The 23,026-nt window shown below is 59.4% G+C and carries 22 protein-coding genes and 2 pseudogenes; 12 read left to right on the top strand and 12 right to left on the bottom strand.

The window, feature by feature from the left end:
* Positions 1–8 precede the first annotated feature (8 nt).
* The gene (locus BLL42_RS09110) at positions 9–1,520 is read right to left on the bottom strand and encodes an efflux transporter outer membrane subunit (RefSeq protein ID WP_071551762.1); all 1,512 of its coding nucleotides are present in this window, start codon (positions 1,518–1,520) and stop codon (positions 9–11) included.
* 268 nt (positions 1,521–1,788) lie between these two features.
* Between BLL42_RS09110 and BLL42_RS09115 the strand changes: the two genes are divergently transcribed.
* From BLL42_RS09115 to BLL42_RS09125, 3 genes are all read left to right on the top strand, one after another.
* Positions 1,789–2,757 carry a LysR family transcriptional regulator gene (locus BLL42_RS09115; RefSeq protein ID WP_071551763.1) on the top strand — a complete coding sequence of 323 codons (969 nt, stop codon included), beginning with the start codon at positions 1,789–1,791 and terminating at the stop codon, positions 2,755–2,757.
* 147 nt (positions 2,758–2,904) lie between these two features.
* Positions 2,905–3,879 (top strand): 2-hydroxyacid dehydrogenase, encoded by a 975-nt coding sequence (locus BLL42_RS09120; RefSeq protein ID WP_071551764.1) that lies wholly within the window; start codon positions 2,905–2,907, stop codon positions 3,877–3,879.
* Positions 3,880–4,121: 242 nt separating this feature from the next.
* Complete coding sequence (locus BLL42_RS09125) at positions 4,122–4,631, top strand: DUF2165 family protein (RefSeq protein WP_071551765.1); 510 nt, start codon at positions 4,122–4,124, stop codon at positions 4,629–4,631.
* A gap of 24 nt (positions 4,632–4,655) precedes the next feature.
* Here BLL42_RS09125 and BLL42_RS09130 read toward each other — a convergent pair.
* Positions 4,656–5,557, bottom strand: a pseudogene (locus tag BLL42_RS09130) (DMT family transporter).
* Positions 5,558–5,697: 140 nt separating this feature from the next.
* On the opposite strand from BLL42_RS09130, the gene BLL42_RS09135 reads away from it, so the two are divergent.
* Positions 5,698–6,573, top strand: coding sequence for a helix-turn-helix domain-containing protein (locus BLL42_RS09135; protein WP_071551766.1), 876 nt, complete (start codon positions 5,698–5,700; stop codon positions 6,571–6,573).
* A gap of 105 nt (positions 6,574–6,678) precedes the next feature.
* Here the strand turns inward: BLL42_RS09135 and BLL42_RS09140 are convergent, their stop codons facing one another.
* From BLL42_RS09140 to BLL42_RS09170, 8 genes and pseudogenes are all read right to left on the bottom strand, one after another.
* A complete protein-coding gene (locus BLL42_RS09140) occupies positions 6,679–7,731 on the bottom strand; it encodes a WD40 repeat domain-containing protein (protein WP_071551767.1) in 1,053 nt (350 codons plus the stop codon).
* Positions 7,731–10,172, bottom strand: coding sequence for a TonB-dependent siderophore receptor (locus BLL42_RS09145; RefSeq protein ID WP_071551768.1), 2,442 nt, complete (start codon positions 10,170–10,172; stop codon positions 7,731–7,733). The genes BLL42_RS09140 and BLL42_RS09145 overlap by 1 nt, the downstream gene beginning before the upstream one ends.
* Positions 10,173–10,388: 216 nt before the next feature.
* Positions 10,389–12,089 (bottom strand): bifunctional metallophosphatase/5'-nucleotidase, encoded by a 1,701-nt coding sequence (locus BLL42_RS09150; protein WP_071551769.1) that lies wholly within the window; start codon positions 12,087–12,089, stop codon positions 10,389–10,391.
* A 71-nt stretch (positions 12,090–12,160) separates the two neighbouring features.
* Positions 12,161–13,150, bottom strand: coding sequence for a FecR family protein (locus BLL42_RS09155; RefSeq protein WP_071551770.1), 990 nt, complete (start codon positions 13,148–13,150; stop codon positions 12,161–12,163).
* The gene (locus tag BLL42_RS09160; RefSeq protein WP_408004021.1) at positions 13,147–13,722 is read right to left on the bottom strand and encodes an RNA polymerase sigma factor; all 576 of its coding nucleotides are present in this window, start codon (positions 13,720–13,722) and stop codon (positions 13,147–13,149) included. Before BLL42_RS09160 ends, BLL42_RS09155 begins: the two co-directional genes overlap by 4 nt.
* A gap of 200 nt (positions 13,723–13,922) precedes the next feature.
* On the bottom strand, positions 13,923–14,825 hold the full coding sequence (locus tag BLL42_RS09165) for an alpha/beta fold hydrolase (protein ID WP_071551772.1): 903 nt from the start codon (positions 14,823–14,825) through the stop codon (positions 13,923–13,925).
* A pseudogene (locus BLL42_RS29590) lies at positions 14,825–14,944 on the bottom strand (class II aldolase/adducin family protein); the annotation flags it as partial. The pseudogene BLL42_RS29590 and the gene BLL42_RS09165, both read right to left, overlap by 1 nt.
* 249 nt (positions 14,945–15,193) lie before the next feature.
* Positions 15,194–15,649: a flavodoxin gene (locus BLL42_RS09170; RefSeq protein ID WP_071551773.1), complete on the bottom strand. Its 456-nt coding sequence runs from the start codon at positions 15,647–15,649 to the stop codon at positions 15,194–15,196.
* A gap of 324 nt (positions 15,650–15,973) precedes the next feature.
* On the opposite strand from BLL42_RS09170, the gene BLL42_RS09175 reads away from it, so the two are divergent.
* Positions 15,974–16,579: a hypothetical protein gene (locus tag BLL42_RS09175; RefSeq protein WP_071551774.1), complete on the top strand. Its 606-nt coding sequence runs from the start codon at positions 15,974–15,976 to the stop codon at positions 16,577–16,579.
* Positions 16,580–16,582: 3 nt separating this feature from the next.
* Here the strand turns inward: BLL42_RS09175 and BLL42_RS09180 are convergent, their stop codons facing one another.
* A complete protein-coding gene (locus BLL42_RS09180) occupies positions 16,583–17,533 on the bottom strand; it encodes a MerR family transcriptional regulator (protein ID WP_071551775.1) in 951 nt (316 codons plus the stop codon).
* Positions 17,534–17,739: 206 nt separating this feature from the next.
* Here BLL42_RS09180 and BLL42_RS09185 point away from each other — a divergent pair, with 206 nt between their 5' ends.
* The 6 genes from BLL42_RS09185 to BLL42_RS09210 all read left to right on the top strand — a co-directional run bounded on the left by BLL42_RS09185 (position 17,740) and on the right by BLL42_RS09210 (position 20,828).
* Entirely contained in the window at positions 17,740–18,309 is a 570-nt protein-coding gene (locus tag BLL42_RS09185) for an antibiotic biosynthesis monooxygenase (protein WP_071551776.1), read from the top strand.
* Between the two features lie 140 nt (positions 18,310–18,449).
* Positions 18,450–19,160: a dihydromonapterin reductase gene (gene folM, locus BLL42_RS09190; RefSeq protein ID WP_071551777.1), complete on the top strand. Its 711-nt coding sequence runs from the start codon at positions 18,450–18,452 to the stop codon at positions 19,158–19,160.
* 23 nt (positions 19,161–19,183) lie between these two features.
* Positions 19,184–19,759 carry a GTP cyclohydrolase I FolE gene (folE, locus tag BLL42_RS09195; RefSeq protein WP_071551778.1) on the top strand — a complete coding sequence of 192 codons (576 nt, stop codon included), beginning with the start codon at positions 19,184–19,186 and terminating at the stop codon, positions 19,757–19,759.
* Positions 19,760–19,761: 2 nt separating this feature from the next.
* On the top strand, positions 19,762–20,133 hold the full coding sequence (gene folX, locus BLL42_RS09200; RefSeq protein ID WP_071551779.1) for a dihydroneopterin triphosphate 2'-epimerase: 372 nt from the start codon (positions 19,762–19,764) through the stop codon (positions 20,131–20,133).
* Positions 20,134–20,200: 67 nt separating this feature from the next.
* A complete protein-coding gene (locus tag BLL42_RS09205) occupies positions 20,201–20,497 on the top strand; it encodes a DUF1244 domain-containing protein (RefSeq protein ID WP_071551780.1) in 297 nt (98 codons plus the stop codon).
* Complete coding sequence (locus BLL42_RS09210; RefSeq protein WP_071551781.1) at positions 20,490–20,828, top strand: HopJ type III effector protein; 339 nt, start codon at positions 20,490–20,492, stop codon at positions 20,826–20,828. Before BLL42_RS09205 ends, BLL42_RS09210 begins: the two co-directional genes overlap by 8 nt.
* Before the next feature lie 138 nt (positions 20,829–20,966).
* Here the strand turns inward: BLL42_RS09210 and trxB are convergent, their stop codons facing one another.
* Complete coding sequence (gene trxB / locus BLL42_RS09215) at positions 20,967–21,929, bottom strand: thioredoxin-disulfide reductase (RefSeq protein ID WP_071551782.1); 963 nt, start codon at positions 21,927–21,929, stop codon at positions 20,967–20,969.
* Between the two features lie 314 nt (positions 21,930–22,243).
* Here trxB and cysZ point away from each other — a divergent pair, with 314 nt between their 5' ends.
* Entirely contained in the window at positions 22,244–22,999 is a 756-nt protein-coding gene (gene cysZ / locus BLL42_RS09225; protein ID WP_071551783.1) for a sulfate transporter CysZ, read from the top strand.
* The last annotated feature ends 27 nt before the right edge of the window (positions 23,000–23,026 follow it).

A 23,026-nucleotide genomic window follows, 5' to 3' on the forward strand; every position in this document is an offset into this window, starting at 1 on the left:
CGTCCTGTTCAGTGATCGAGGGCAGAGAGAATGGCGGGGGATTTCGGCGCCTGGGTTTTGCTGTTATCCGGCACGTCGTTACCCGCGCCGAGCCCGCCACCGAGGGCGGTGACCAATTCGGCATGGGCGCTCAAGCGTGCAGCCTGAACCTGTTGTTGCACTTGCTGCTGCTTGAACAACAGGCTCTGGGCGTTCAGCACGTTGAGGTAATCGGTGAGCCCGCGCTGATAGGCGATCATTGCGATGTCGTAGGTTTTCTGCGCAGCGGCCACCGACTCGGCGGCGAAGGCTTGCTGCTTGTCCATGGACTCGCGGCGGATCAGCTGGTCGGAAATGCTTTTGAGCGCATTGACCAGGGTCTGGTTGTAGTTGGCCACGGCGAGGTCATAGCCGGCCGAGGCTTCGCCCAATTCCGAGCGCAAGCGCCCACCGTCGAAGATCGGCAAGGAGATCGCCGGCCCCACGCTGTAGTTGAGCTTCTTACCGCTCAGGAACTCCAGCGCCCCGCCGCCGGTCGCCATGTAACCGAGGCTGCCAACCAGATTGACGTTGGGGTAAAACCCGGCGTGCGCCACATCGATCCCGCGCGCCTGGGCCGCGACTTGCCAGCGACTGGCGACCACGTCCGGGCGTTGGCCGAGCAACTGCGCGGGCAATGCCGAGGGCAATTTCAGTGCGGCGGACAGAGACAGCGTCGGACGCTGCAAGCGTGCACCCTCCCCCGGGCCTTTGCCTGCCAGCGCGGCGAGTTGATTGCCGCTCAGGGCAATTTCTTCGTCCAGCGCGTCCAGTTGCCGATGGGTTTCCGGCAACGGAGTTTGTGCCTGGCTGACTTCGAAATGAGTGCCGATGCCACCGTCCAGACGCTTTTGCGCGAGGTCGAGAATTTGCTGTTGTTGCTTGAGGGTCGCGACCACGATGTCCCGCTGCGCGTAATGCAGCGACAACTGGATGTAGGCGCGCACCACGTTGTTCTGCAATTCAAGTTGAGCCATGCGCGCTTCGGCGGCGCTCATGTGCGCCATGTCGACGGCGCGTTCGGTGGTATTGCTTTCGCGGCCCCAGAGGTCGAGGGCATAGCTGAAACCGAGGGTGGCGTTGTTGTCCCAGGTGGTGGTGTTGGCCAGCTCACCCGGACCGTAGAACTGATCGGTCGGCCAGTTGTGGCGCTTGAGGGTGGATTCGCCGTTGACCTGCAACGACTCGGCAGACTCGGCCACACCGGCCATCGACTTGGCCTGACGCACACGGGCGGCGGCCATGGCCATGCTCGGGCTGCCTTGCACGGCGAGGTCGACCCAATGATTGAGTTGCGGATCGCCATAGGCCCGCCACCACTGGGCGGTGGGCCAGTGAGCGTCTTTGGCGGCGCTCTGGATGGCCTCGTCGGTGGCTAATGTGTTGGCGTCGAATGCCTTGCCCTGTGGGGCAATACCCCCGGTTCCGATGCAGCCGCTGATGGCTAACGATAAAGCCCAAACACTGAGAGTCTTCAGCTCTCTGCTGATGCGACGCGGCACTGCTGCAAATTCCTGAGAGGGAGGGGACGACCCGTAGGAGCTGCCGAAGGCTGCGATCTTCTGGCGCCCTCGAAGGCGCCGAAGATCAAAAGATCGCAGCCTTCGGCAGCTTCTACAGAGATCGGCGCAATTCTAGGGGTGGGCCAGTGCGGCGATAAGCCGGGATTCCTGTGAATCTTTGTTACCGTTAACGAGATAATCCCTTGGTCGGGGTCACAGCATTCCGTAACTTCGTGTCACAATTTGTCATCGCACCCGAGAGCACCCCATGGACACTTTGCAAAACATGCGCGCCTTCAGCTGTGTCGCCGAAGCCGGCAGCTTCACTGCCGCTGCCGTGCAGCTTGATACCACGACGGCCAACGTCTCGCGCGCGGTCTCCAACCTGGAAGCCCACCTGCAAACCCGTTTGCTCAACCGCACCACTCGCCGCATCGCCCTGACCGAGGCCGGCAAACGTTATTTGCTGCGCTGCGAGCAGATCCTCGCCTATGTCGAGGAAGCCGAAGCCGAGGCCAGCGACGCCCATGCGCGCCCGGCCGGGCAACTCAAGGTGCACACCATGACCGGGATCGGTCAGCACTTCGTGATCGACGCCATCGCCCGTTATCGCAAATCCCATCCAGACGTGACGTTCGACCTGACCATGGCCAACCGCGTACCGGACTTGCTCGACGAGGGCTACGACGTATCCATCGTGCTTGCCAGCGAACTGCCGGATTCGGGTTTCGTCTCGCAACGGCTGGGCATCACTTACAGCATCGTCTGCGCGTCACCCGCTTACGTAAAAGCCAACGGTTGCGCGCAGAAGCCCAGCGACTTGTTGAATCACGCCTGCCTGCGCCTGGTCAGCCCGGTGATTCCGCTGGAGAAGTGGCTGTTCGACGGCCCGGAAGGCCAGGAAATGGTCACCATCAACAGCTCACCGTTTCTGGTGAACTCCGCCGACGCCATGAAAACCGCGATCATCAGCGGCATGGGTGTCGGTGTGCTGCCGGTCTACGCCGCCATCGAAGGCCTGCGTAATGGCAGCCTGGTGCGGGTCATGCCCAACTACCGCTCGCAAGAGCTGAACCTGTACGCCATCTACCCCTCGCGCCAGTACCTGGATGCGAAGATCAAGACCTGGGTCGAGTACCTGCGCGGGTCGCTGCCGGAAATTCTGGCGGCGCATCAGGCGGAATTGGCGGCGTATGAGTTGAGCGGGAGTCTGGCCGGGGCTCGGGTGGCCAATTAGAAAAAGATCGCAGCCTGCGGCAGCTCCTACGGGGTTGGGGTTCGTGTAGGAGCTGCCGCAGGCTGCGATCTTTTCTGCCCTCGCAAAACCCTGCCAGAGAATGTTAGCGTGCTTGGCATTCTCCTCCGCCTGACGAGCCTTCCTGCGATGAAAAAGACTGTACTTGCCTTCAGCCGTGTCTCGCCCGAAATGGTCGAGTCCTTGCGACACGACTTCGATGTGATCGTGCCCAACCCCAAGCAGGGTGACATCAATGCACAGTTCAACGACGCCCTGCCCCACGCTCACGGCTTGATCGGCGTCGGTCGCAAGCTCGGTCGGGCCCAGTTGGAGAACGCCAGCAAACTCGAAGTGGTGTCCAGTGTCTCGGTCGGCTACGACAACTATGACCTGAACTACTTCAACGAACGCGGGATCATGCTCACCAACACCCCGGACGTGCTGACCGAAAGCACCGCCGACCTGGCCTTTGCCTTGCTGATGAGCAGCGCCCGGCGTGTCGCCGAGCTGGACGCCTGGACCAAGGCCGGGCAATGGCAGGCCACTGTCGGCGCGCCGCTGTTTGGTTGCGACGTGCATGGCAAAACCCTGGGCATCGTCGGCATGGGCAACATCGGCGCGGCCATTGCCCGTCGCGGTCGTCTGGGCTTCAACATGCCGATTCTGTACAGCGGCAACAGCCGCAAGGCCAACCTTGAACAGGAACTCGGCGCGCAGTTTCGCAGCCTTGATCAATTGCTGGCCGAAGCCGATTTCGTCTGCCTGGTGGTGCCGCTCAGCGACAAGACCCGGCACCTGATCAGCCACCGCGAACTGGCGCTGATGAAGTCGAGTGCGATTCTGGTGAATATTTCCCGTGGCCCGGTGGTCGATGAACCGGCGCTGATCGAGGCCTTGCAGAACCAGCGGATCCGCGGTGCGGGGCTGGATGTCTACGAGAAGGAACCACTGGCCGAGTCGCCGCTGTTCCAGTTGAAGAACGCCGTGACCTTGCCGCACATCGGTTCGGCCACTCACGAAACCCGAGAAGCCATGGCCCATCGCGCCTTGGCCAACTTGCACAGCGCCCTGCTGGGCGAGCGGCCGCAGGATCTGGTTAATCCGCAGGTATGGAAAGGCTGATCAATGAGCAGGCACGCCACTTCGGTGTGCCGGCTCCCGGGTTGCCCCACAAGTAAAACAACCAAACGCCGACAATCCTTATATAAACATTCAACACCGGCAACTCGTACGCTATTTATATAAACAACACACCCCGCGACACAATTCGCACTTCAGTCTCCCGCCCCGTGCACCGTCAGCGTTATAAACTCAAACGCACACAAACTGTCCTCGGCAGAACATGAAACTGGAGAATACGTCACATGACTCATTTCACCACGGCCTGCGTGATAAGGCGCAGCAAGCTTGGCATGGTTTTAATGGCCGGCATATTTGGCCTGCTGATTGTATTCAGCAACTTGACCGATTACTCGTCCAACTACGAATTCGTCGGACACATACTCAGCATGGACACGACCCGCCCCAACAACGAACTGCGCTATCGAGCTATCACTTCACCCATGCTGCACCATCGCATCTATTGGATGATTATCACGTTTGAAATAACTTATACCGTCTGTTGTTTATTGGGCGCTTACCAGCTTTACAAAAAACTGCATGCCCCCCGCAAAGAGTTTCACGAAGCCAAAAAATACGCCATTGTCGGTTTGATGATCGGTATATTCGTTTACTACTTTTGCTTGCAAGTTGTCGGTAATGAATGGTTCGACATGGACACCTCCAAGGAGTGGAATGCCATGACCTGGACCCGAAACGTTATCGACTACATGATGACGGCGCTGATCTTCCTGGCACTCAAGATCGACCATTGATCAACGCCGCGCTCTATAACCTGATCACGCCAACTTGCCACTCCCCGCCGTCACCTGCACCTTGGGTTTGCGAAACACCAACACGTTACCCAACATGACCAGTACCAACCCGACCAATGCAGGTGCGGTCCATTGATAGCCCTCGGCGAAAGCCGACACGTTCAATGCCACCACCGGGAACAGTACGGTGCAATAGGCCGCGCGTTCAGGGCCCATGCGCCCGACCAGGGTCAGGTAAGCAGTGAAGCCAATCACCGAGCCGGGAATCGCCAGATACAACAACGAGCCGATGTAACGGGTGTTCCATTCAATATCGAAAGGAATGCCTTTGACCAGGCAGTACATCGACAACATCGCGGCGCCATAGGCCATACCCCAGGCGTTAGTGGTCAGCGGTTTGAGGCCGGTTTTCTGTTGCAGGCTGGAAAGCATGTTGCCCGCCGAAAAACACAGGGTGCCGAGCAGCGCCAGACCCAGGCCGAGCAGGGTTTGCGGGCTGGCGGTATGGCCGACCAGTTCCGGCCAGAACAACAAGCCCAGCCCAAACAGCCCCAGTGCGCCGCCCATCAGCACATTGCGCGCAATTTTCTGGCCAAAGAACACCCGCGAGTTCAACGCATTCCACAACGTGGAGGTGGAGAACACCACAGCGACCAAGCCGCTGGGGATCCACTGACTGGCACTGAGAAAGCACATGAAGTTGATGCTGAACAGGCACAGCCCCTGGGCCAGGCAGATCAAGTGCCCACGGCAGTTCATCACTTGCAGGCGGCGGCTGAGCAGTAACATCCCGAACAGCACCAGCGACGCCAGACCAAAGCGATAGACGATCGACACCGGAATCGCCACCCCCCCAGTTGCAGTTTCAAGGCGATCCAGGTGGTGCCCCAGATCAGCACGGTCAGCAGGTATAACGAGAGATTCATGACGGTAACTCCTGAAGATGACCTTCAGTCTGTTCCCGAGGCAGGCCCTGCACTTGCCTAAACTTGCGCTTTTTGTCGGCAGACAGGCTGGCAGCGGCAAGGCGACGGAGTAGGATGCAAGGCGTTGGAGAGAGCCGATCATGCCCGCACTGGAAACCCTGCAAGTCTTTCAAGCCCTCAACCGCTCGCCCAATGCTCGCCTTGAGCACAGCGCAGAGCTCGGTGATGGCATGGCTGCAGCCCTGTGGAGCAACCATCACGACGCCCAGGACTATGAAGCGCCGGGTCATCACACCCTCTCCTGCTACATCGCCGGTGGCACCGGGACCTTTCGCCGCGAGCAACCCGACACCAAGGGCAGCCCGGACAAACTCTGCATCCTGCCCGCCGAACACCAGTCAGCCTGGGTGATCAACGGTGAGATTCGCCTCGCTCACTTGTACTTCAGCCCCGAGCAATTTGCCCTCGGCTGCGTCACCCTGCTCGACCGTGAACCGCGTGAGCTGCAACTACAGGAAAGCACCTTTCTCGAAGACCCGGTTCAGGCTCGGCGTTTCCGGCAGTTGATTGAGTTGAACTGGGACGAACCCGGTGAACGCCTGCTGACCAGCAGCCTCGCGCATGAAATGCTCAGCCACACGTTACTCAGCCAGGTCGGCCTGCGACAGGGTTTGCGCCTCAAGGGTGGGCTGGCGGCCCATCAGCGTCGGCAACTGGTCGAGTACATCGATCACCGATTGGCCGAGCCAATCAGCCTCGGTCAGTTGGCCGGTTTGTGCGCCTTGTCGGAGTATCACTTCGCACGGATGTTTCGCGAAAGCTTCGGCCTGCCGCCGCATCAATACCTGTTGGCCCGCCGCCTGACTCACGCACGGCATTTACTGCGCAGTACTTCTCAACCGCTCGGTGAGATTGCACTGGCCTGCGGTTTTGCCAGCGCCAGCCATTTTACCCATCGATTTCGTCAGGCCATGAAGGGCACACCCGGCGAATACCGTCAGGCGTTTTTGCGCTAACCCTGCCTCGACACAATGCTCCTCCCGTAGGAGCTGCCGCAGGCTGCGATCTTTTGATCTTCAGCGGCCTTTCCGACGCCAAAAGATCGCAGGCTTCGCCAGCGCCTACGGGGCCAGCGTGGTGACCGAAAAAGTGTCAGCGTGAAACAGCGGGGCCGGCTTGGGTTGCGCCTTGCTCGGCGCGGGCTGGGTAAAGTCCATCGCCGGCAGGTAAACCTTTTTGCTCAACGGATCGAAGGCCATGTTGTAAGCCATCGGCAAGCTGCTGATGCGGGCCTGCGCCTGGTAGTGATCGGCATCGAGCTGCTGGACGATGCTCAGGTTGGCATCGACCCCGCTGGGGATCAGCAACCGCCGATTGTCCGCGTCATAGGCCAGGGCGTTGACGTCACGGGGGATCGGCAAACGAGCCTTCAGCGCACCGCTCTGAAGATCGGCAACGACCAGTTGCGGTTTGTCGCCTCGGCAAGCGATGAACAAACGCCCGCGTTCGGCGTCCTGAGCCAGGGCGCTGGGCCGCGTGCAGCCTTCGAACTGCCAGGTGTCGAGGACTTCAAAACTGCTCGCCGAGAAACGTGCGACTTTGCCCTCATCACGCATCGGCAGGAAGAAACTGCCGTCGCCCTTGACCAGCAACGGGTCGATTTTCTTCACGTCCAGTTCATGTGCAGCGGTGATGCGCTCTTGCTTCGGATCGAACACGAACAAGGTCGAACGATCGGCACGCCGTCCGCTGACGATGATCACCTGACCGCTGCGCGGCTCATACACCGCGCTGTTGAGGTTGCTCTGGGCCACCGGGATACGCTTGAGCAGTTTGAGTGTGGACAACTCGACCACGCCCAGACTGCCGTCGGTGTTGAGTACAAACACCCGGTTCAATGTCGGCACGAATACCACGCCGTTGGCGCCCGCTGAGCCGTCGATGGTTTTCAGCAAGCGTTGTTTGTCGACATCGAACACGCTCAAGCCATTTTCGCGGCGGGCCAAAAACAGATAAGGCCGCGTTGGGTCGAGGGCGACAAAGCCCCAGCTGTCTCCCGACCCTGGCAAGGTTACCTGCTGCTCGCGATGATAGACCCGGGCATCCGGCGCGGGCGTGGCAAACGCCGCGCCGCTGAATGCCAGGGCCAACATAGCAATCTTCAACGTTTTCATCAGAACTCCAGGGTGCTGGACAATGACACCTGGCGCGAGTCGCCCATCGACACAAAGAACCGGCTGACGGCCGAGGTGTAATACGTGCGGTCGAAGAGGTTTTTCACGTTGAGCTGGAACTTGACCTTCTGCCCGTCGAGTTTGGTGTCGTAGGTGGCGAAGGCGTCGGCCACGGTATAGCTCGGCAGGTCGAAGTCGTTCACCGCGTTACCGGCCCGCTCGCCGACATACCGGGCGCCCGCGCCCACCCGCAACTGGTCGCCACCGACAAGGGTGCCGAAGTCATAGACCGCTGACAGCGAGCCAGTGTTTTTCGCCACGTTTTGCAGTCGTTTGCCTTTGTAAACCGGATCTTCGGTGACCTCGGCGTCGGTGTAGGCGTAGCTGCCGATCATGCTCCAGCGGTCGCTCAACTGACCGGTCAGGTCCATTTCCAGGCCACGGGAACGCACCTCACCCGCCGCGCTGTAAGTGGTAACCAACGGATTCTCGGAGTTGGCCACCAGCACGTTGCGTTTCTTGATGTCAAACAGTGCGATGTTGCCGGTCACGCGGCCCGGAACATCGAGCTTGGCACCCAGCTCCCAGGACTTGGCTTCTTCCGGTGCAACGCTGCCATCGAGCACGACCGTGCTGCCGCTCAATGGCGCGATGGTCGAGTTCGGTTTGAAGGACTCGGTGTAGCTGCCGTAGAACGACAGCTCATCGGTGTAGCGATACACCAGGCCGGCGCGCGGCACCCACTTCTGACCGTTGCTGTCGGTGTTGGCCTTGAACGGGCGGCCCTTGCCGGCGTACTGGTCGTACTCCTGAAAGCGTCCGCCGGCCACCAGAATCCACTGGTCGGTCAAGTGGATCGAGTCCTGCAAAAACACCGAATCGCTGCGCAGCAGATCGGTCTGATCGCTATCCGCCGCGCTGACCGTGGAGCCCTCCACCTCACGACCGTAGACCGGGTCCAGATAGTTGAACGACGCAAGCTTGCTCTTCTGCCGGATCAGGTCGGCGCGGTAGATCTTGCGGTATTCGTCATCCACACCGAACACCAGATCGTGTTGCATGCCGGCCACATCGACCTTGCCTTCGAGGCTGGCGGTAGTAAAACGATCAGTGGTCAAGGCGCCTTGAGTACCGTCCATGCTGCGGGTCAGCGTGCCCTTTTGGGGGGCGATGGCCGTCACACGAACCTGGCTGGCGTCGTAGGTTTCGCGGTTCCAGCTGTAACCGAAGTGGGCTTTCCAGTTGTCGTTGAGCTCGTGGTCGGCTTCGAAATGGTACAGGTCCGAACGGCCTTCCATATTGTTGAACGGCTCATCGAGACGGCGACCCCGCGGGATGTCCAACGGATGATTGGTTTTCGGGTCGATGGCGGTGCCACGGTCGAACGGTGCAAAAAACTCGCGGTGCTCGTAGGCGAACAGCAGCTTGGTGCTCTCGCCGAACCAGGCCAGGGACGGTGCGATCACCGTCTCGCGATGCGTGCCGAAATTGCGCCAGTAGTCTTCATCTTCATGGTCCAGCACCATTCGATAAGCCAGGCCGGAATCACCCAGTGCACCGGTGCTGTCGAGGCTGCCACCGCTGCCGTTCTTGCCATTGCCATAGCTCGAACCACGCACGGTCAAGGCGTTGTATGGCTGCAACTCGGGCTTCTTGCTGACCATGTTCACCACGCCACCTGGGTCCTGGATCCCGTAGAGCAACGAGGCGGGCCCCTTCAAGACTTCAACCCGATCCACCGAAGCGTTCAAGCCACGGCCCTGCACGATCGGCATGCCGTCGCGCATGATCGAGCCGTTGCGGTTGTCACCGAAACCGCGAGTCATCACCGAATCCTGAGTACTGCCCAAGGTGTTGCCCTGGGTGATGCCGCTGACATTGGCCAGCGCATCGTCCAGGTTGCGCGGCACCTGGTCGCGCAGCACCTGGGCCGGGATCACGTTGATGGTCTGGGGGATTTCCTGGAGCGAGGCCGATGAACGTGCCACTGAGGTGATGGACGGCGGCTGATAGCTCATCGGTTGCTCAACCGTCGAGGTGATGGTGGTCGCGCCAAGATTCAGCGCGCCCTCAGTGGGTTGTGGTTCAAGGACCAGGGTGTGGCCGTCGGTCTGGCGGAAGGTGAAACCGGATTTGCTCAACAAGCGTTGCATGGCTTGCTCGGCGCTCAACTCCCCATTGATGGCCGGTGCGCTGAGACCGTAGGGCGCTTCGTCGGTGTAAACCACGCTGATGCCGGTGACGCGGCTGAAGTCGCTCAAGGCCTGGGGCAACGGTTTGGCGGCGATGCTGAAGCTGAACAGCGCGTTGTGTTGCTCGCTGGACTGCGCGGCGCAAGCCACGCTCAACGGCAACAAGGCGAGCGCAGAAACGGCCAGCGCAGAAGCGCCAAACCACTGTTTAACCGAACCGCCTGCCACTGATTTTGCCTTGGACTTCATTGCTCGTGACCTGTGTGTAGAAACGCTGCGGATGCGAATGAATCGCACTTTCACCACTACACGGATGTCACTCGGGTTTACCTCACTCCTTTTTTGAAATTATTTGCAAGACGCCCCCCGTAGGAGCTGCCGCAGGCTGCGATCTTTTGATCTTGATTTAAAAGATCGCAGCCTGCGGCAGCTCCTACGGGGGCGGTGATGTGTGACTGGGGTCAGCTATTTCACCTTCACGATGCGCCCTGCACTCTGCGCCGATCCAACAGGTTTACCCTGTTGATCCATCCGGCGCAGGTAATTGATCAGGCTATCCAGGTCCGTCACGCCCAGATCACTACGGTTGAGCCCCTGCTTGAAAAGACTGAAGCGATCGCCACCGTCAGCCAGAAAGCCGTTCATCACCAGGCGATAATTGCGCTCGGGCTGCAGCGGTTTACCGTTAAGGCGAACACTGCCGGGGATCACTCGACTGTCCAGCGGGCGCGTGGAGTCCCAGCGATAACTGAAGCCCTTGGAAACCTGTAGCACATCAAAATCGTCTTCAGTCTTCCATTGCTGATTGAGCAATTGTTCGAGTTGCCGTCCCTTCAGGTCGAAGGCAATCAAGGTATTGTTGAACGGCTGCACCGTTGCCAGCTGCCCATAGTTCAGGCGTTTGAGACCAGGCTCCAGGGCCAGGTCGCCACGAATGCCGCCGTTGTTCATGAAGGCGATCTGCGCACCTTGTGCAGTGCCCGTTGCCAGTTGCGCATCGGCGATCAAGTCGCCCAATGGCGTCTCGCCCGCCGCCTCGGTACGTCGAGTGATCGGTGAAGCCGCGATGGCGCCGACGGGTTTGAGCAGCACGTTATTGCTGCGTGTTTCAACTTCCCGCTGCAAGGCGAGCAGCTGCGGATCGGCGGGATACTGCGCCGGATCGGCCAGCAGGTTGGCCGCTTGAATGCGCGTGACCCGATGCTGACCGGGGGTCACATCGAGCGTGAGGTGGGTTATCAGATGCCCATAGGAATTGCCCTGGGTCACCAGCAGAGGACCGACCTTGCACAGATAACCTTGATGGGAATGCCCGGAGATCAACACATCGACCGCAGGATCGAGTCGCTTGGCCACGTCAACGATATCGCCGCGCAGTTGACTGCAGTCCTGCTTATCGTAGGGTTCGGGGGTTGAACCGCCCTGGTGCACCACCGCGACAATTGCATTGACGCCCTGACGATTGAGCTCGGGAATCAGCCGGTTGATCGACTCCGCTTCGTCCTCGGTACGCAAACCCTGCATGCCCTTGGCGCTGACCACGGATGCAACATCACGCAGTACCGCGCCGACAAAGGCGATTTTCTGGCCTTTGACCTCTTCGATACGGTACGGCGGCAACAGGGTTTTACCGGTATCAGTGTCGATCAGGTTCGCCGCCAGATACGGAAAGCCACTGCCGGGATAGCTGGCGCGAAACTGACAAGCCTTGGTCGGGCGAATGGATTCGCAGCCACCATTGAGCTGGCGCAGGAACTCCGCCTTGCCGTTGTCCAGTTCATGATTACCGATGGCGCTGAGTTTCATGCCCATGTACCGCAGCGCTTCGAACGTCGGTTCATCGGCCCACATCGCCGACAGCGGCGGACTGCCGCCCACCAGGTCGCCAGCACCGATGAACAACAACTGCGGATCATCCTTGCGCAGTTGCGTCAGCATCCCGCCGAGGGTCGCAATACCCCCGGCCTTGAGCACGTGCACACCGCCAGCGGCCGTGCTGTCATGAAACGAATACGGGTTGGCCTGCAAGTAACCGTGCAGGTCGTTGATCGCCACGATGTTCACGGCAACCGGGGGTGCTGGCGGCTGAACATGAGTGCAACCGCTCAACGCGACGATGGCCAGGGCGACGGCACTGAGTAGTCTTGGCAGGGAATGGCGTGTCATGAACTCATCCTTGTTCGCTAGTCGAAATCCGTAGGAGTGGGACCGAAACACCGGACTCGGTCAGTGCCTGTTCAGCGCAAAATGATCATTCGTCCCAACAGGCTGAGCTGCTCGAACCCCAGTACGCCTTGCAGGGAGTCAAGCACCGCTTGCGGGTCTTTGCTTGGAAAGCTGCCACTGATCCGTCGTGCGGCCAGGTCGTCGTTGAGCACGATGATCCGTCCCGGGTAATACCGGTCGAGGTCCTTCACCACGTCGGCCAAGGGTGACTTGTAATAATTGAGCCAGCCCTGACGCCACGCCAGTTGCGCTTCACTGTCGACGGCGTGGAGTTTTGCCATGGTGCCGGCGCCATAAGCCACTTGCTGGCCAGCCGTTAGCACCTGCTGCTCGGCGCCCTTGGTCGGCGTCACTCCAACGCGTCCCGAGAGCACCGTCACCTGTGCGCCTGCTGGTTGCAATCGCACTTCGAACTGCGTCCCGAGCACCCGCGCTTCGCCCTTTTCAGCGTCGACCACAAAGGGCTCACCGGTATGGGTCACGCTGAAAAAGGCCGCTCCGCGGCGCACCCGAACATGCCGTTCACCGTGGCTGAAATCCACGGCAATGGCGCTGTCGGCATCGAGGGTGACTCGGGATTGGTCGTCCAGGATCACGCTGCGCACTTCACCCGGCGCCGAGACATAATCCGCCCCTGAATCATCGAGCCAGCGCGACGGCTGCCAACCGGCGCCTATCGAAACCATCAGCAGCAAGCAGGCGGCCATGGCCAAACCGCCAGACCAGCGACGCACGCTGGAACGCCTGGAGCGGTTCATCGTATTGAGGTAACCCTGCAAGGTAAAAGCCTCTTCCTCGGCCAAGGTGCGGGCCGGCACTTCGCTCAAATCCCAGACCACCTGCGCCCGGGCATAGGCTTCGGCATGCGCCGGATCGGCCTGCAACCAACGGCCGAACGTGGCTTGATCGCCGCTGCTCGGCTGGTCATGCAACAGGCTCAGCCAGGCCATCGCAGCCTGCTCCTGAGCCGGTGTCGGAGTGACGCTGGCGGTGTGATTCACGGTGCTTTCCCTGGCGTGCGAGATGTGGGCTCTCGCAGACTGGCCTTGCAGGCTTCGAGGGCACGCATCATATGTTTTTCCACGGCACTTTGGGAAAGCCCCATGGCCTTGGCGATTTCGGCGTACTTGCGTCCGTGAATGCGGTTGAGCAAAAAAATCTGCCGGGTACGTTCGGGCAAACCGCGCAACGCCGCCTCGACATGACGCAGGTCGTTGCCAGCTTCCAGCGCCGCTTGTGGCTCGGCGCTGAGGTTGTGCTGTTGTTCCGGCAACCAGCCTTCACTGAGCCTTACTCGTGCACCTTCGCTGCGCAGATGATCGATAGCAATATTGCCGGCGCAGCGCAGCAGGTAAGTGCTGAGTTCTTCGACATGCACCTGCGGTCGGCGCCAGAAGCGCAAAAACAGGTCCTGCACCAGATCTGCGGCAGTCGCCCGACAACCCACGCGCCGACTGACCAACGCTTCCATTTGCGGACGCTGGGACAAGAATACCTGCAAAAAATACGCGCGACTGTCCGGTCTTTCGGTGCCGTCAATGTTCTGGGATTCGGGTGGCGTATTGATCATCAAAGGTCGACTCAACGTGATCCATGCCCTACGCAGGGTCAACGGTGCGCCAATACTAATGATAAATATTCTCATGCGCAAAAGACTCTGATGAGAGAACGCTACTCAGTCGGTCTGCGCTGATTGCCGGATGCAGTGATCTGCGCCACTGCAGCCAGGCAGCTCCAGTGTGATGGGTGACAACAAGGGGCAATACGTGGGGGTCAGGAACAGGCGGTTTTCAGCGCGGGGGGATCCAGTTGGTCACGAAATGCCAGGTAGTGTTTGAGCACCTGGAGCGGCGCCTCGATTTGCGGGTAATGACCAATTCCGGGTAGCGATACTGTGTCCGGATTGGGGATCAGTTGGCGGTAACGTTCGAGCATGTGGGCGCCGGACACCGGGTCGACTTCGCCGTCGATCACGCGTAATGGAACGGCGCCAGCTTGCATGGCACTGACCCAGCGATCACGCTGCATGCGGCGTTGCGGCACATAGTTGATCAGTTTGTGCATGATCCGCGTGCCGCGGTTGTTGTCGATCAGGCTCCAGAAATCGTCCAGTTCGCTTTCACTCGGACGGGTCTGGGGGCCAAAGATCTGCCGGAAACTCTTGACCAGCCCATCCCGGCTGAACGCCCGCCCGATCATCCAGCCCAATGGACTGAGCAACAGTTTTTGCATCAACACCGGCCGATGGGTTTCGGGAAACAGGCCACCATTGAGGAACACACAACTGCCAATCTCGATACGTGCCTCAATATGCCGGGCCAATAATTCCTGAGCCACGCTGTCACCGTAATCATGCGCCAGGAGGTGCACAGGCTGCCTGACGCCCAAATAATCCAACAGTGCCTGCTGCAAATCGGCCTGCTCCAACAGGCAGTATTCATGGTCCAGCGGCTTGGCCGAGTCGCCAAAACCGAGCATGTCGCAAGCGATCACCCGATACCGCTGGGTCAAGGGTTGCCAAAGGTAATGCCAATCCCAACTGGCGGTGGGAAAACCGTGGATCAGCAACAACGGCTCACCCTGCCCGGCCACCCAATAGCGAATGGTCTGGCCACGGAACACAAAGCTCTGGCCGCGTTTGCGCCAGACGCATAGCGGGATTTCGGCGAGTTGCATTAGAGTCTGTAACCCGGAGCGGGTTGATCGAGTTTACGCAGCAACGCCGGCCAGGCCAGCGCGCCGCCCATCCCTTGAGCACTTTTGGTCACGCCGGTAATCATCGCCTTGGCGCCTGCAGCGGCGCTGGCCTGAGCTTTCACATCGGATGTCGATTGAACGGGGGTTACGCTCACGGCAAGGACCTCTGGTTTTTATTATTTTGTGGGGGTGAACGCAGTCTAGTCAGCTGTCGGGATTCGTGTAGTTGCATTGGCAGCCAGCTTACTGACCTGACGAGTCAGCAAGCCTTCGGTCGCTAATTAACGTGAGCGACGTCACAACACCCGGGGCCAGTAGCGGCGCAGCAAACAGGTGCGAGCGTCCGGTCAGCCGTGCAGCGCGCTGATCAGTTCCGCCAGCCAAGGTTCGGCGTCGGTTTCCGGGGTCACGCTTTCACTGGCGTCCAGGCGCAGCATGGGCAGTACTTCACGGACGGCCAACTCACCGAACAGCTCGCGCATTTGTTCACCGCCACCACAGAACGTGTCGCCGTAGCTGGCATCCCCCAGACCGATCACCGCTCCCGGCAAGCCGCGCCAGGCAGCGGGTAGCTGATCGCGAATCGTCGAATACAGCGGTTGCAGGTTGTCCGGTAACTCACCCATGCCGGTGGTCGAGGTCACGACCAGAAAGGCCTCGGGAGCAAACGCCTGGACATCGGCCAGCGTTGCACGCGGGTTGTGCCAGGTTTCAAAACCTGCCGCTTTGAGAAGGTTGGCCGCATGCCGGGCGACTTCTTCAGCCGTGCCGTACACCGAGCCGGAAAGGATGGCGACTTTCATCAATCTGATCCTGAAGCAAAGTAAAAGACTCGGATATTAACAGCTGACGCAAAAAAACTGCGATTGCCTCGCAATGAGCACTGATGGCCAGTGGACAGTCCACAGCCATGTCATAGAATGCAGTGCACCATTTTGCGCAGAAAGGACTTTCTGATGATCAATGCCCAGCCGATTCAACGGATTGAACAACTGGACGCCCAACTGGCCGAAGTTGAAGCAGAACTTCAGGCACTCAAAGCGACAAACGGTTAAAACAAGCTGTCGAATTAATGGTCATTAACTACAATCACCAATGACTTTGTCATCATTTCTTTCGAGTAAACCATGCATCGCGATGCCCTCCTGACTCAGGATGAACTGGACTTCATCCAGACCATGCAGCACAACCCGCAGCTTAACGTTCGTGATGCGACGTCGAGCCTGCTGGTGAATGGGGGCTCGCAAATCCGAGATTTATTGACACGTCTGGCGGCCAATGAACAGGTCACCATTCAGGCACACTTCGACAATCAGCAAATGACCTTTCCACTGCATTTGGTCGAGGATGAGTTTCATGCGCTGCATTTGCGCCTGGGCGTACCGAGCATCTACGAGGACGGGCCGATGGTTCGCCCCTGGCGTCTGGCGCTTGAAGAGCCCGTAGCCCTGGAGAACGCCAAAGGCCAACCCGGCACGCTGTGGGTGCACGAAGTGTCGTTCAAAGGAATTTTGCTGGAAGTACGCAACCGTACCAAACCGCCGAAAAGTTTCGCGCTGTGGTTCAGCCCTTCAGGCTACGAACGCATTGCGTTGCGCGGGGCCTTCGAGCGAGAAACCGAACAGGGCTATTACGCCTATCGGCTCAACCAAAGCGACAAGGATGAAACCGAACGCCTGCGTCAGTACATTCTTCAGCAACATCGCCTGACACACCCCACGTTGCACATCTGAGTGTCAGGTATTGAGCGTTCCCGCGAGGAACTGCTGCAAACGCTGCTGCATCAACACCCCTTCACGTCCAATACAGCCAATCGACGATCCGGCCAGGCTCTCTTGTGCCAGATCGGCCGAATCGCCCGCTAGCATCAGGCGGCAATCCAGCCCCATAGCCAGACGATTCAGACGGTGGGAGAAATCAGGCACCGGCGCGCAATTGGAGAACAGCACCAGCGCATGCGGCTTAATCTTTTCACAGACCAGGATCAGCTCATCAAAGGGTTGCCCCAGTGCCAGCACCCTGACGCCTAAATCCGGACTGCCCATGTACAAGGCAGCCAATAGCAACTCAAGCTCACGGCAGTGCCCCTCAATGGCTGCAACGACGACCCGCAACAGCTGCGAGCCTCGCAACAAAACCAGACGCTGAAGAACCCTGGCACGAAGGAAACCATCCAGCATCACCCATTCGCTGACGTGTCCGAACTTGTCTTGCTGCTGAAGTAGTTGCGTCCACAGCGGCATGAAAATGTCCTGGAACGTCACCGTCAGTAAATAGGTAGAAAACACCTGACCGTAGATCCGCCCCAACTCCACATCGTCAAAATTGCTGACCGCTGCGGTGATCTGCGCTTGCCACTGGGCATAGTCGGCCTGAACCAGCTCATCCGGGATGATGCTCGACAACGCCAAAACGTCGCTGGTCTTCGCCAGAATCTTGCCCACCTTGCTGACTGCCACGCCCCGCCCGATCCAGCCAAGAATGCTCTGAACCCGTTCAATATCGGTCATGGAATACAGACGATGCCCACTTTCGGTGCGTGTCGGCTGAATCAACCCGTAGCGCCGCTCCCAGGCGCGCAAGGTCACCGGATTGACGCCCGTCAGGCGCGCCACTTCACGAATTGGGAACAGTTGCTCTTGCGTTATCGAGAGAGGGGGCGGGTGAATCGCAGTGCTAGCCGCCATTACTGGGACGCCCGTGTCAGATTGGATTCCACTTATCCCTGATCGGCCTCCTATATACAAGAAAGTTTTATCTGACCAACGTCTCTGGTGCATTGAGTGAAATCAGGAATAATCCTTGCTTGTTTTTAGACGCAGCCCTTTACCCCGGTGCTGCGTTTTGTACGCCTCCTACCCGGAACCGCGTGCCTGTCCTATGGAGATACACAATGTCTACCTCACCCGTCACCCTGATGGTTGCGCGCCGCGTTGCCAGCGGGCGTTATCAGGACCTGATCGCCTGGCTGCGCGAAGGCGAACAACTGGCTACCGACTTTCCCGGTTATCTCGGCTCTGGCGTGCTCGCTCCGCCGCCCGGTGATGACGAATTCCAGATTATCTTCCGCTTCGCCGATGAACGGACCCTGCATGCCTGGGAGCACTCCGCCTCACGCACTGCGTGGCTGGGACGCGGCAGCGACTTGTTTGCCCACCCTTCCGAGCATCGGGTCAGCGGCATCGACGGTTGGTTCGGTGCAGGCGGGCAACGTCCGCCTCGCTGGAAACAGGCCGTGGCGATCTGGCTGGCATTTTTCCCGGTCTCGCTGTTGTTCAACTTTGTATTCGGCCCGCTGCTGGGCGACATGGGCCTGCTGATCCGGGTATTTGTCAGCACCCTCGCCCTGACGCCTTTGATGGTCTACTTCTTCATTCCACTGTCGACCCACCTGCTGGCCGGCTGGTTGAACAGCGCTTCGGCACGGCCATTGCCCTCGACACCGTCCACCCAGAATCGTTAAAAGATCGCAGCCTACGGCAGCTCCCATGATGTGAGGTTTAGCCTGGCTGTTGTAGGAGCTGCCGGAGGCTGCGATCTTTTCAGGGCATTGCGCAGGCTGTCGCTGGTATAGTTTTGCCATACCCGCGATGCGAGCCATCCATGACCTCTTCTTCTGCTCCGATCCTCATCACCGGCGCCAGCCAGCGCGTCGGTCTGCACTGCGCGCAACGGTTGCTGGAAGAAGGTCATCACGTGATCATCAGCTACCGCAGCGAACGCCCTGGCGTGCAAACACTGCGCGACCTTGGCGCGATTGCACTGTTTGCCGATTTTTCCAGCGAAGCCGGGATCCTGGCGTTCATCACGCAATTGAAAGCCCATACCCAGAGCTTGCGGGCGATTGTGCATAACGCTTCCGCATGGCTGGCCGAAACCCCTGACACCGAAGTGGCCGCCTTCACCCAGATGTTCAGCGTGCACATGCTGGCGCCCTATCTGATCAACCTGCATTGTGCCGACTTGCTGGAGCGCTCCAACCCCGCCGACATCGTGCATATCAGCGACGATGTCACGCGCAAGGGCAGCAGCAAGCACATTGCCTACTGCGCCAGCAAAGCCGGGCTCGACAGCCTGACCTTGTCCTTCGCCGCGAAATACGCACCGAAAATCAAGGTCAACGGCATCGCGCCGGCCCTGCTACTGTTTAACCCCGACGACGACGCGGCGTACCGCGCCAAGGTCCTGGCCAAATCCGCGCTGGGTATCGAACCTGGCAGTGAGGTTATCTACCAGAGCCTGCGCTATTTGCTGGACAACCCTTATGTCACCGGTACGACGCTGACCGTCAACGGCGGACGGCACGTCAAGTAGGCCGCCCCCCGCGAGGATGTTCCATGACCCTATCGCTGCCCCAGAACTCCCTGTCCCAGAGCTACCGCGAGATCCTTATCGGCGTCGGTGAAGACCCCGACCGTGAAGGCTTGCTGGACACCCCGGCGCGTGCAGCCAAAGCCATGCAGTACCTGTGTCATGGTTACGAACAGAGCGTCGACGAGATCGTCAATGGCGCGCTGTTCGCGTCTGACAACGATGAAATGGTGATCGTTGACGACATCGAGCTCTACTCGCTTTGCGAACATCACCTGCTGCCCTTCATCGGCAAGGCCCATGTGGCTTATATTCCTACCGGCAAGGTGCTGGGTCTGTCGAAGATCGCGCGAATCGTCGACATGTTCGCCCGGCGTTTGCAGATCCAGGAAAACCTCACCCGGGAAATCGCCGAGGCGGTGCAACGCGTGACCCAGGCCGCCGGTGTTGCGGTAGTGATCGAGGCCCAGCATATGTGCATGATGATGCGCGGCGTCGAGAAACAGAATTCGACCATGAACACCTCGGTGATGCTCGGCGCCTTCCGCGAGTCGAGCAACACCCGTCAGGAGTTCCTGCAATTGATTGGACGGAGCAAGTAGCAATGCCACAACTTCAACCAGGAATGGCCCGGATCCGGGTCAAGGACCTGTGTCTGCGGACCTTCATCGGAATCAATGAGGACGAAATCCTCAACAAGCAGGATGTGCTGATCAACCTGACCATCCTTTATGCCGCGCAAGACGCCGTGCGCGACAACGACATCGATCATGCGCTCAATTACCGCACCATTACCAAGGCGATCATCGCCCACGTGGAAGGCAATCGGTTCGCCCTGCTCGAACGCCTGACCCAGGAGTTACTCGATCTGGTCATGGCCAACCAGAGCGTGCTTTACGCCGAAGTCGAAGTCGACAAACCCCACGCCCTGCGTTTCGCCGAGTCGGTATCGATTACCCTCGCCGCGAGTCGCTGACCGTGTCTGGCGCATAAACCGCCAGGCTTTTATTATCCGCGCCACGTTTGATTGCACCGAGCCCATCATGACCGAACAACAACGCCTGGAACTTGAAGCTGCTGCTTTCCGCCGACTGGTCGCGCACCTGGACAGTCGCAAGGATGTGCAGAACATCGACCTGATGAACCTCTCGGGTTTCTGCCGCAACTGCCTGTCCAAGTGGTACAAGGCAGCCGCCGACGAACGCCAGATCGAGGTCAGCCTCGATGACGCCCGCGAAGTGGTTTACGGCATGCCGTACGCCGAGTGGAAAGCCCACTACCAGCAAGAAGCCAACGCCGACCAGCAAGCGGCGTTCGCCAAAGGAAAAACCCATGACTGATCTGAACACCCTGCGCGCCAGCCTCAAGAGCGGTGAACATGCCTTCGCCGATACCCTGGCGTTCATCACCGCTGGCTATGATTACCAGCCACAAGCCTTCAACAACGGTGGCGTGGAAAACGCCGCGGGACAGAACGAAGGTTCGTGCAAGACCCTCGGCCTGGCGCTGCTGGAAGGCTTGAGCGATGAAGAGGCGCTGCTGGCGTTCGGCGAGCATTACCGCTCTGTGGTTGCCACGCCGGATGGCAGCGATCATGGCAACATCCGTGCGTTGATTGCGCAGGGTTTGGCCGGGGTGAAGTTCACGGCTCAGCCACTGACACGTCGCTGATTCAAGATCAAAAGATCGCAGCCTGCGGCAGCGCCTACAGGTGTACACAAAACCATGTAGGAGCTGCCGCAGGCTGCGATCTTTTTTGTGTCGGCCACAAAAAACCGGCCTAGGCCGGTTTTTTTCATTTCAACGACTTCAGAACGAAGCGTTCTGCAGGTCGTCCAGGTAACGCTCTGCGTCCAGTGCCGCCATGCAACCGGCGCCGGCCGAGGTGATCGCCTGACGATAAACGTGGTCAGCCACGTCACCGGCAGCGAAGATCCCTTCAAGGCTGGTCGCCGTCGCGTTGCCTTCACGGCCGCCCTGCACCACCAGATAACCGTCTTTCAAGGTCAGTTGGCCTTCGAACAGCGACGTATTCGGGGTGTGGCCGATGGCGATGAACACGCCGTCGACTTTCAGCTCGTCGAAGCTGCCGTCGTTGTTCTTCAAGCGTGCACCGGTCACGCCCATGTTGTCGCCCAGTACTTCGTCAAGGGTCGAATTCAGCTTGAGGACGATCTTGCCTTCGGCAACCCGTGCGTGCAGCTTGTCGATCAGGATTTTCTCGGCGCGGAAAGTCTCGCGACGATGAATCAGGGTGACTTTGCTGGCGATGTTGGCCAGGTACAGCGCCTCTTCAACAGCGGTGTTGCCGCCACCGACCACGGCCACTTCACGGTTGCGATAGAAGAAACCATCGCAGGTTGCGCAAGCCGACACGCCTTTGCCCATGAAGGTTTCTTCCGACGGCAGGCCCAGGTAACGAGCGCTGGCACCGGTCGCAATGATCAGCGCGTCGCAGGTGTAAGTGGCGCTGTCGCCCGTCAGGGTGTACGGCTTGGCGGCGAAGTCGACGGCGTTGATGTGGTCGAAAACGATTTCGGTCTCAAAGCGCTCGGCGTGCTCTTTCATCCGCTCCATCAATGCCGGGCCGGTCAGACCGTGCACGTCACCCGGCCAGTTGTCGACTTCGGTGGTGGTGGTCAGTTGACCGCCGGCCTGCATGCCGGTGATCAGCAATGGCTTGAGGTTAGCGCGGGCAGCATAGACCGCAGCGCTGTAACCGGCAGGGCCGGAACCGAGAATAATCACTCGCGAATGACGTACATCAGACATGACTCACTCCTATCGACCGGCCCGTTCAATCTGGCGCGGAACGCCGGATGACCGGCTGGAATAAAAAAGGACCGAGCAAGCACTTGGGGAAGCGCCGTAGTTGGACAGCCCTGAAAAATAGTGGGTGCAGCGTATCGAGGAGGCGAAGATTAAGGAAATACGGAATAACAATCCAGCTCATAGGCGGTCTCTATACCCAGGAGGCTGATTTAAAGGCGCCTTTGTTACAGTTAATGTCGATGTCATTACCGCACTTTCGCCTGTGTGGCAAAGCCGGTAAGGTCGGCGCGTTTTCTCATTGCTCGGAGCCCACTATGCCCGCACCCGTTCTGTCCGGCCCGCAATACCTGCGCGAGGGCCTGAAGCTGGTCTTGAGCCCTGGCCTGCGTTTGTTCGTGCTGTTGCCGCTGGCCATCAACCTGGTGCTGTTCGTCGGATTAATTTACTTCGCCGGCCATCAGTTCAGCCTGTGGGTCGACACCCTGATGCCTTCACTGCCGAGCTGGCTGAGTTTTCTCAGCTATGTGCTCTGGCCGCTGTTCGTGGTTCTGGTGGCGCTGATGGTGTTTTTCACCTTCACCCTGCTGGCCAACGTGATCGCTGCGCCCTTCAACGGTTTTCTCGCAGAGAAAGTCGAAGTGGTGGTGCGTGGCACTGACGACTTCCCGACCTTCAGCTGGGGCGAGCTGATCGCCATGATCCCGCGCACCTTCGCCCGGGAGATGCGCAAACTCGGCTACTTCCTGCCCAGAGCCCTCGCGCTGCTGATCCTTTCATTCATCCCGGTGGTCAACCTGGTCGCTGCACCGCTGTGGTTATTGTTCGGCGTGTGGATGATGGCAATCCAGTACATCGACTACCCGGCGGATAACCACAAGCTTGGGTGGGATGAGATGCTCGCCTGGCTGCGCGAGAAGCGCTGGCAGAGTATGAGTTTTGGCGGGATCGTTTATCTGGCGCTGCTGATTCCGGTGGTCAACATCCTGATGATGCCGGCCGCCGTGGCAGGCGCAACGCTGTTTTGGGTGCGCGAGCGCGGCGCGGAAAACCTGGCGGCCAAGCCGGCCTGATTGCGTCACAAATCCATCATCGCACTG

Source organism: Pseudomonas frederiksbergensis (assembly GCF_001874645.1).
GTDB lineage: Bacteria > Pseudomonadota > Gammaproteobacteria > Pseudomonadales > Pseudomonadaceae > Aquipseudomonas > Aquipseudomonas frederiksbergensis_B.

Coding starts and splice junctions, on each gene's coding strand:
- cysZ (WP_071551783.1), top strand. CDS start 22,244: ATGCCCGCACCCGTTCTGTCCGGCCCGCAATACCTGCGCGAGGGCCTG.
- BLL42_RS09135 (WP_071551766.1), top strand. CDS start 5,698: ATGCCCGCACTGGAAACCCTGCAAGTCTTTCAAGCCCTCAACCGCTCG.
- folM (WP_071551777.1), top strand. CDS start 18,450: ATGACCTCTTCTTCTGCTCCGATCCTCATCACCGGCGCCAGCCAGCGC.
- BLL42_RS09180 (WP_071551775.1), bottom strand. CDS start 17,533: ATGGCGGCTAGCACTGCGATTCACCCGCCCCCTCTCTCGATAACGCAA.
- folX (WP_071551779.1), top strand. CDS start 19,762: ATGCCACAACTTCAACCAGGAATGGCCCGGATCCGGGTCAAGGACCTG.
- trxB (WP_071551782.1), bottom strand. CDS start 21,929: ATGTCTGATGTACGTCATTCGCGAGTGATTATTCTCGGTTCCGGCCCT.
- BLL42_RS09145 (WP_071551768.1), bottom strand. CDS start 10,172: ATGAAGTCCAAGGCAAAATCAGTGGCAGGCGGTTCGGTTAAACAGTGG.
- BLL42_RS09115 (WP_071551763.1), top strand. CDS start 1,789: ATGGACACTTTGCAAAACATGCGCGCCTTCAGCTGTGTCGCCGAAGCC.
- BLL42_RS09205 (WP_071551780.1), top strand. CDS start 20,201: ATGACCGAACAACAACGCCTGGAACTTGAAGCTGCTGCTTTCCGCCGA.
- BLL42_RS09165 (WP_071551772.1), bottom strand. CDS start 14,825: ATGCAACTCGCCGAAATCCCGCTATGCGTCTGGCGCAAACGCGGCCAG.
- folE (WP_071551778.1), top strand. CDS start 19,184: ATGACCCTATCGCTGCCCCAGAACTCCCTGTCCCAGAGCTACCGCGAG.
- BLL42_RS09175 (WP_071551774.1), top strand. CDS start 15,974: ATGCATCGCGATGCCCTCCTGACTCAGGATGAACTGGACTTCATCCAG.
- BLL42_RS09120 (WP_071551764.1), top strand. CDS start 2,905: ATGAAAAAGACTGTACTTGCCTTCAGCCGTGTCTCGCCCGAAATGGTC.
- BLL42_RS09185 (WP_071551776.1), top strand. CDS start 17,740: ATGTCTACCTCACCCGTCACCCTGATGGTTGCGCGCCGCGTTGCCAGC.
- BLL42_RS09210 (WP_071551781.1), top strand. CDS start 20,490: ATGACTGATCTGAACACCCTGCGCGCCAGCCTCAAGAGCGGTGAACAT.
- BLL42_RS09150 (WP_071551769.1), bottom strand. CDS start 12,089: ATGACACGCCATTCCCTGCCAAGACTACTCAGTGCCGTCGCCCTGGCC.
- BLL42_RS09140 (WP_071551767.1), bottom strand. CDS start 7,731: ATGAAAACGTTGAAGATTGCTATGTTGGCCCTGGCATTCAGCGGCGCG.
- BLL42_RS09170 (WP_071551773.1), bottom strand. CDS start 15,649: ATGAAAGTCGCCATCCTTTCCGGCTCGGTGTACGGCACGGCTGAAGAA.
- BLL42_RS09125 (WP_071551765.1), top strand. CDS start 4,122: ATGACTCATTTCACCACGGCCTGCGTGATAAGGCGCAGCAAGCTTGGC.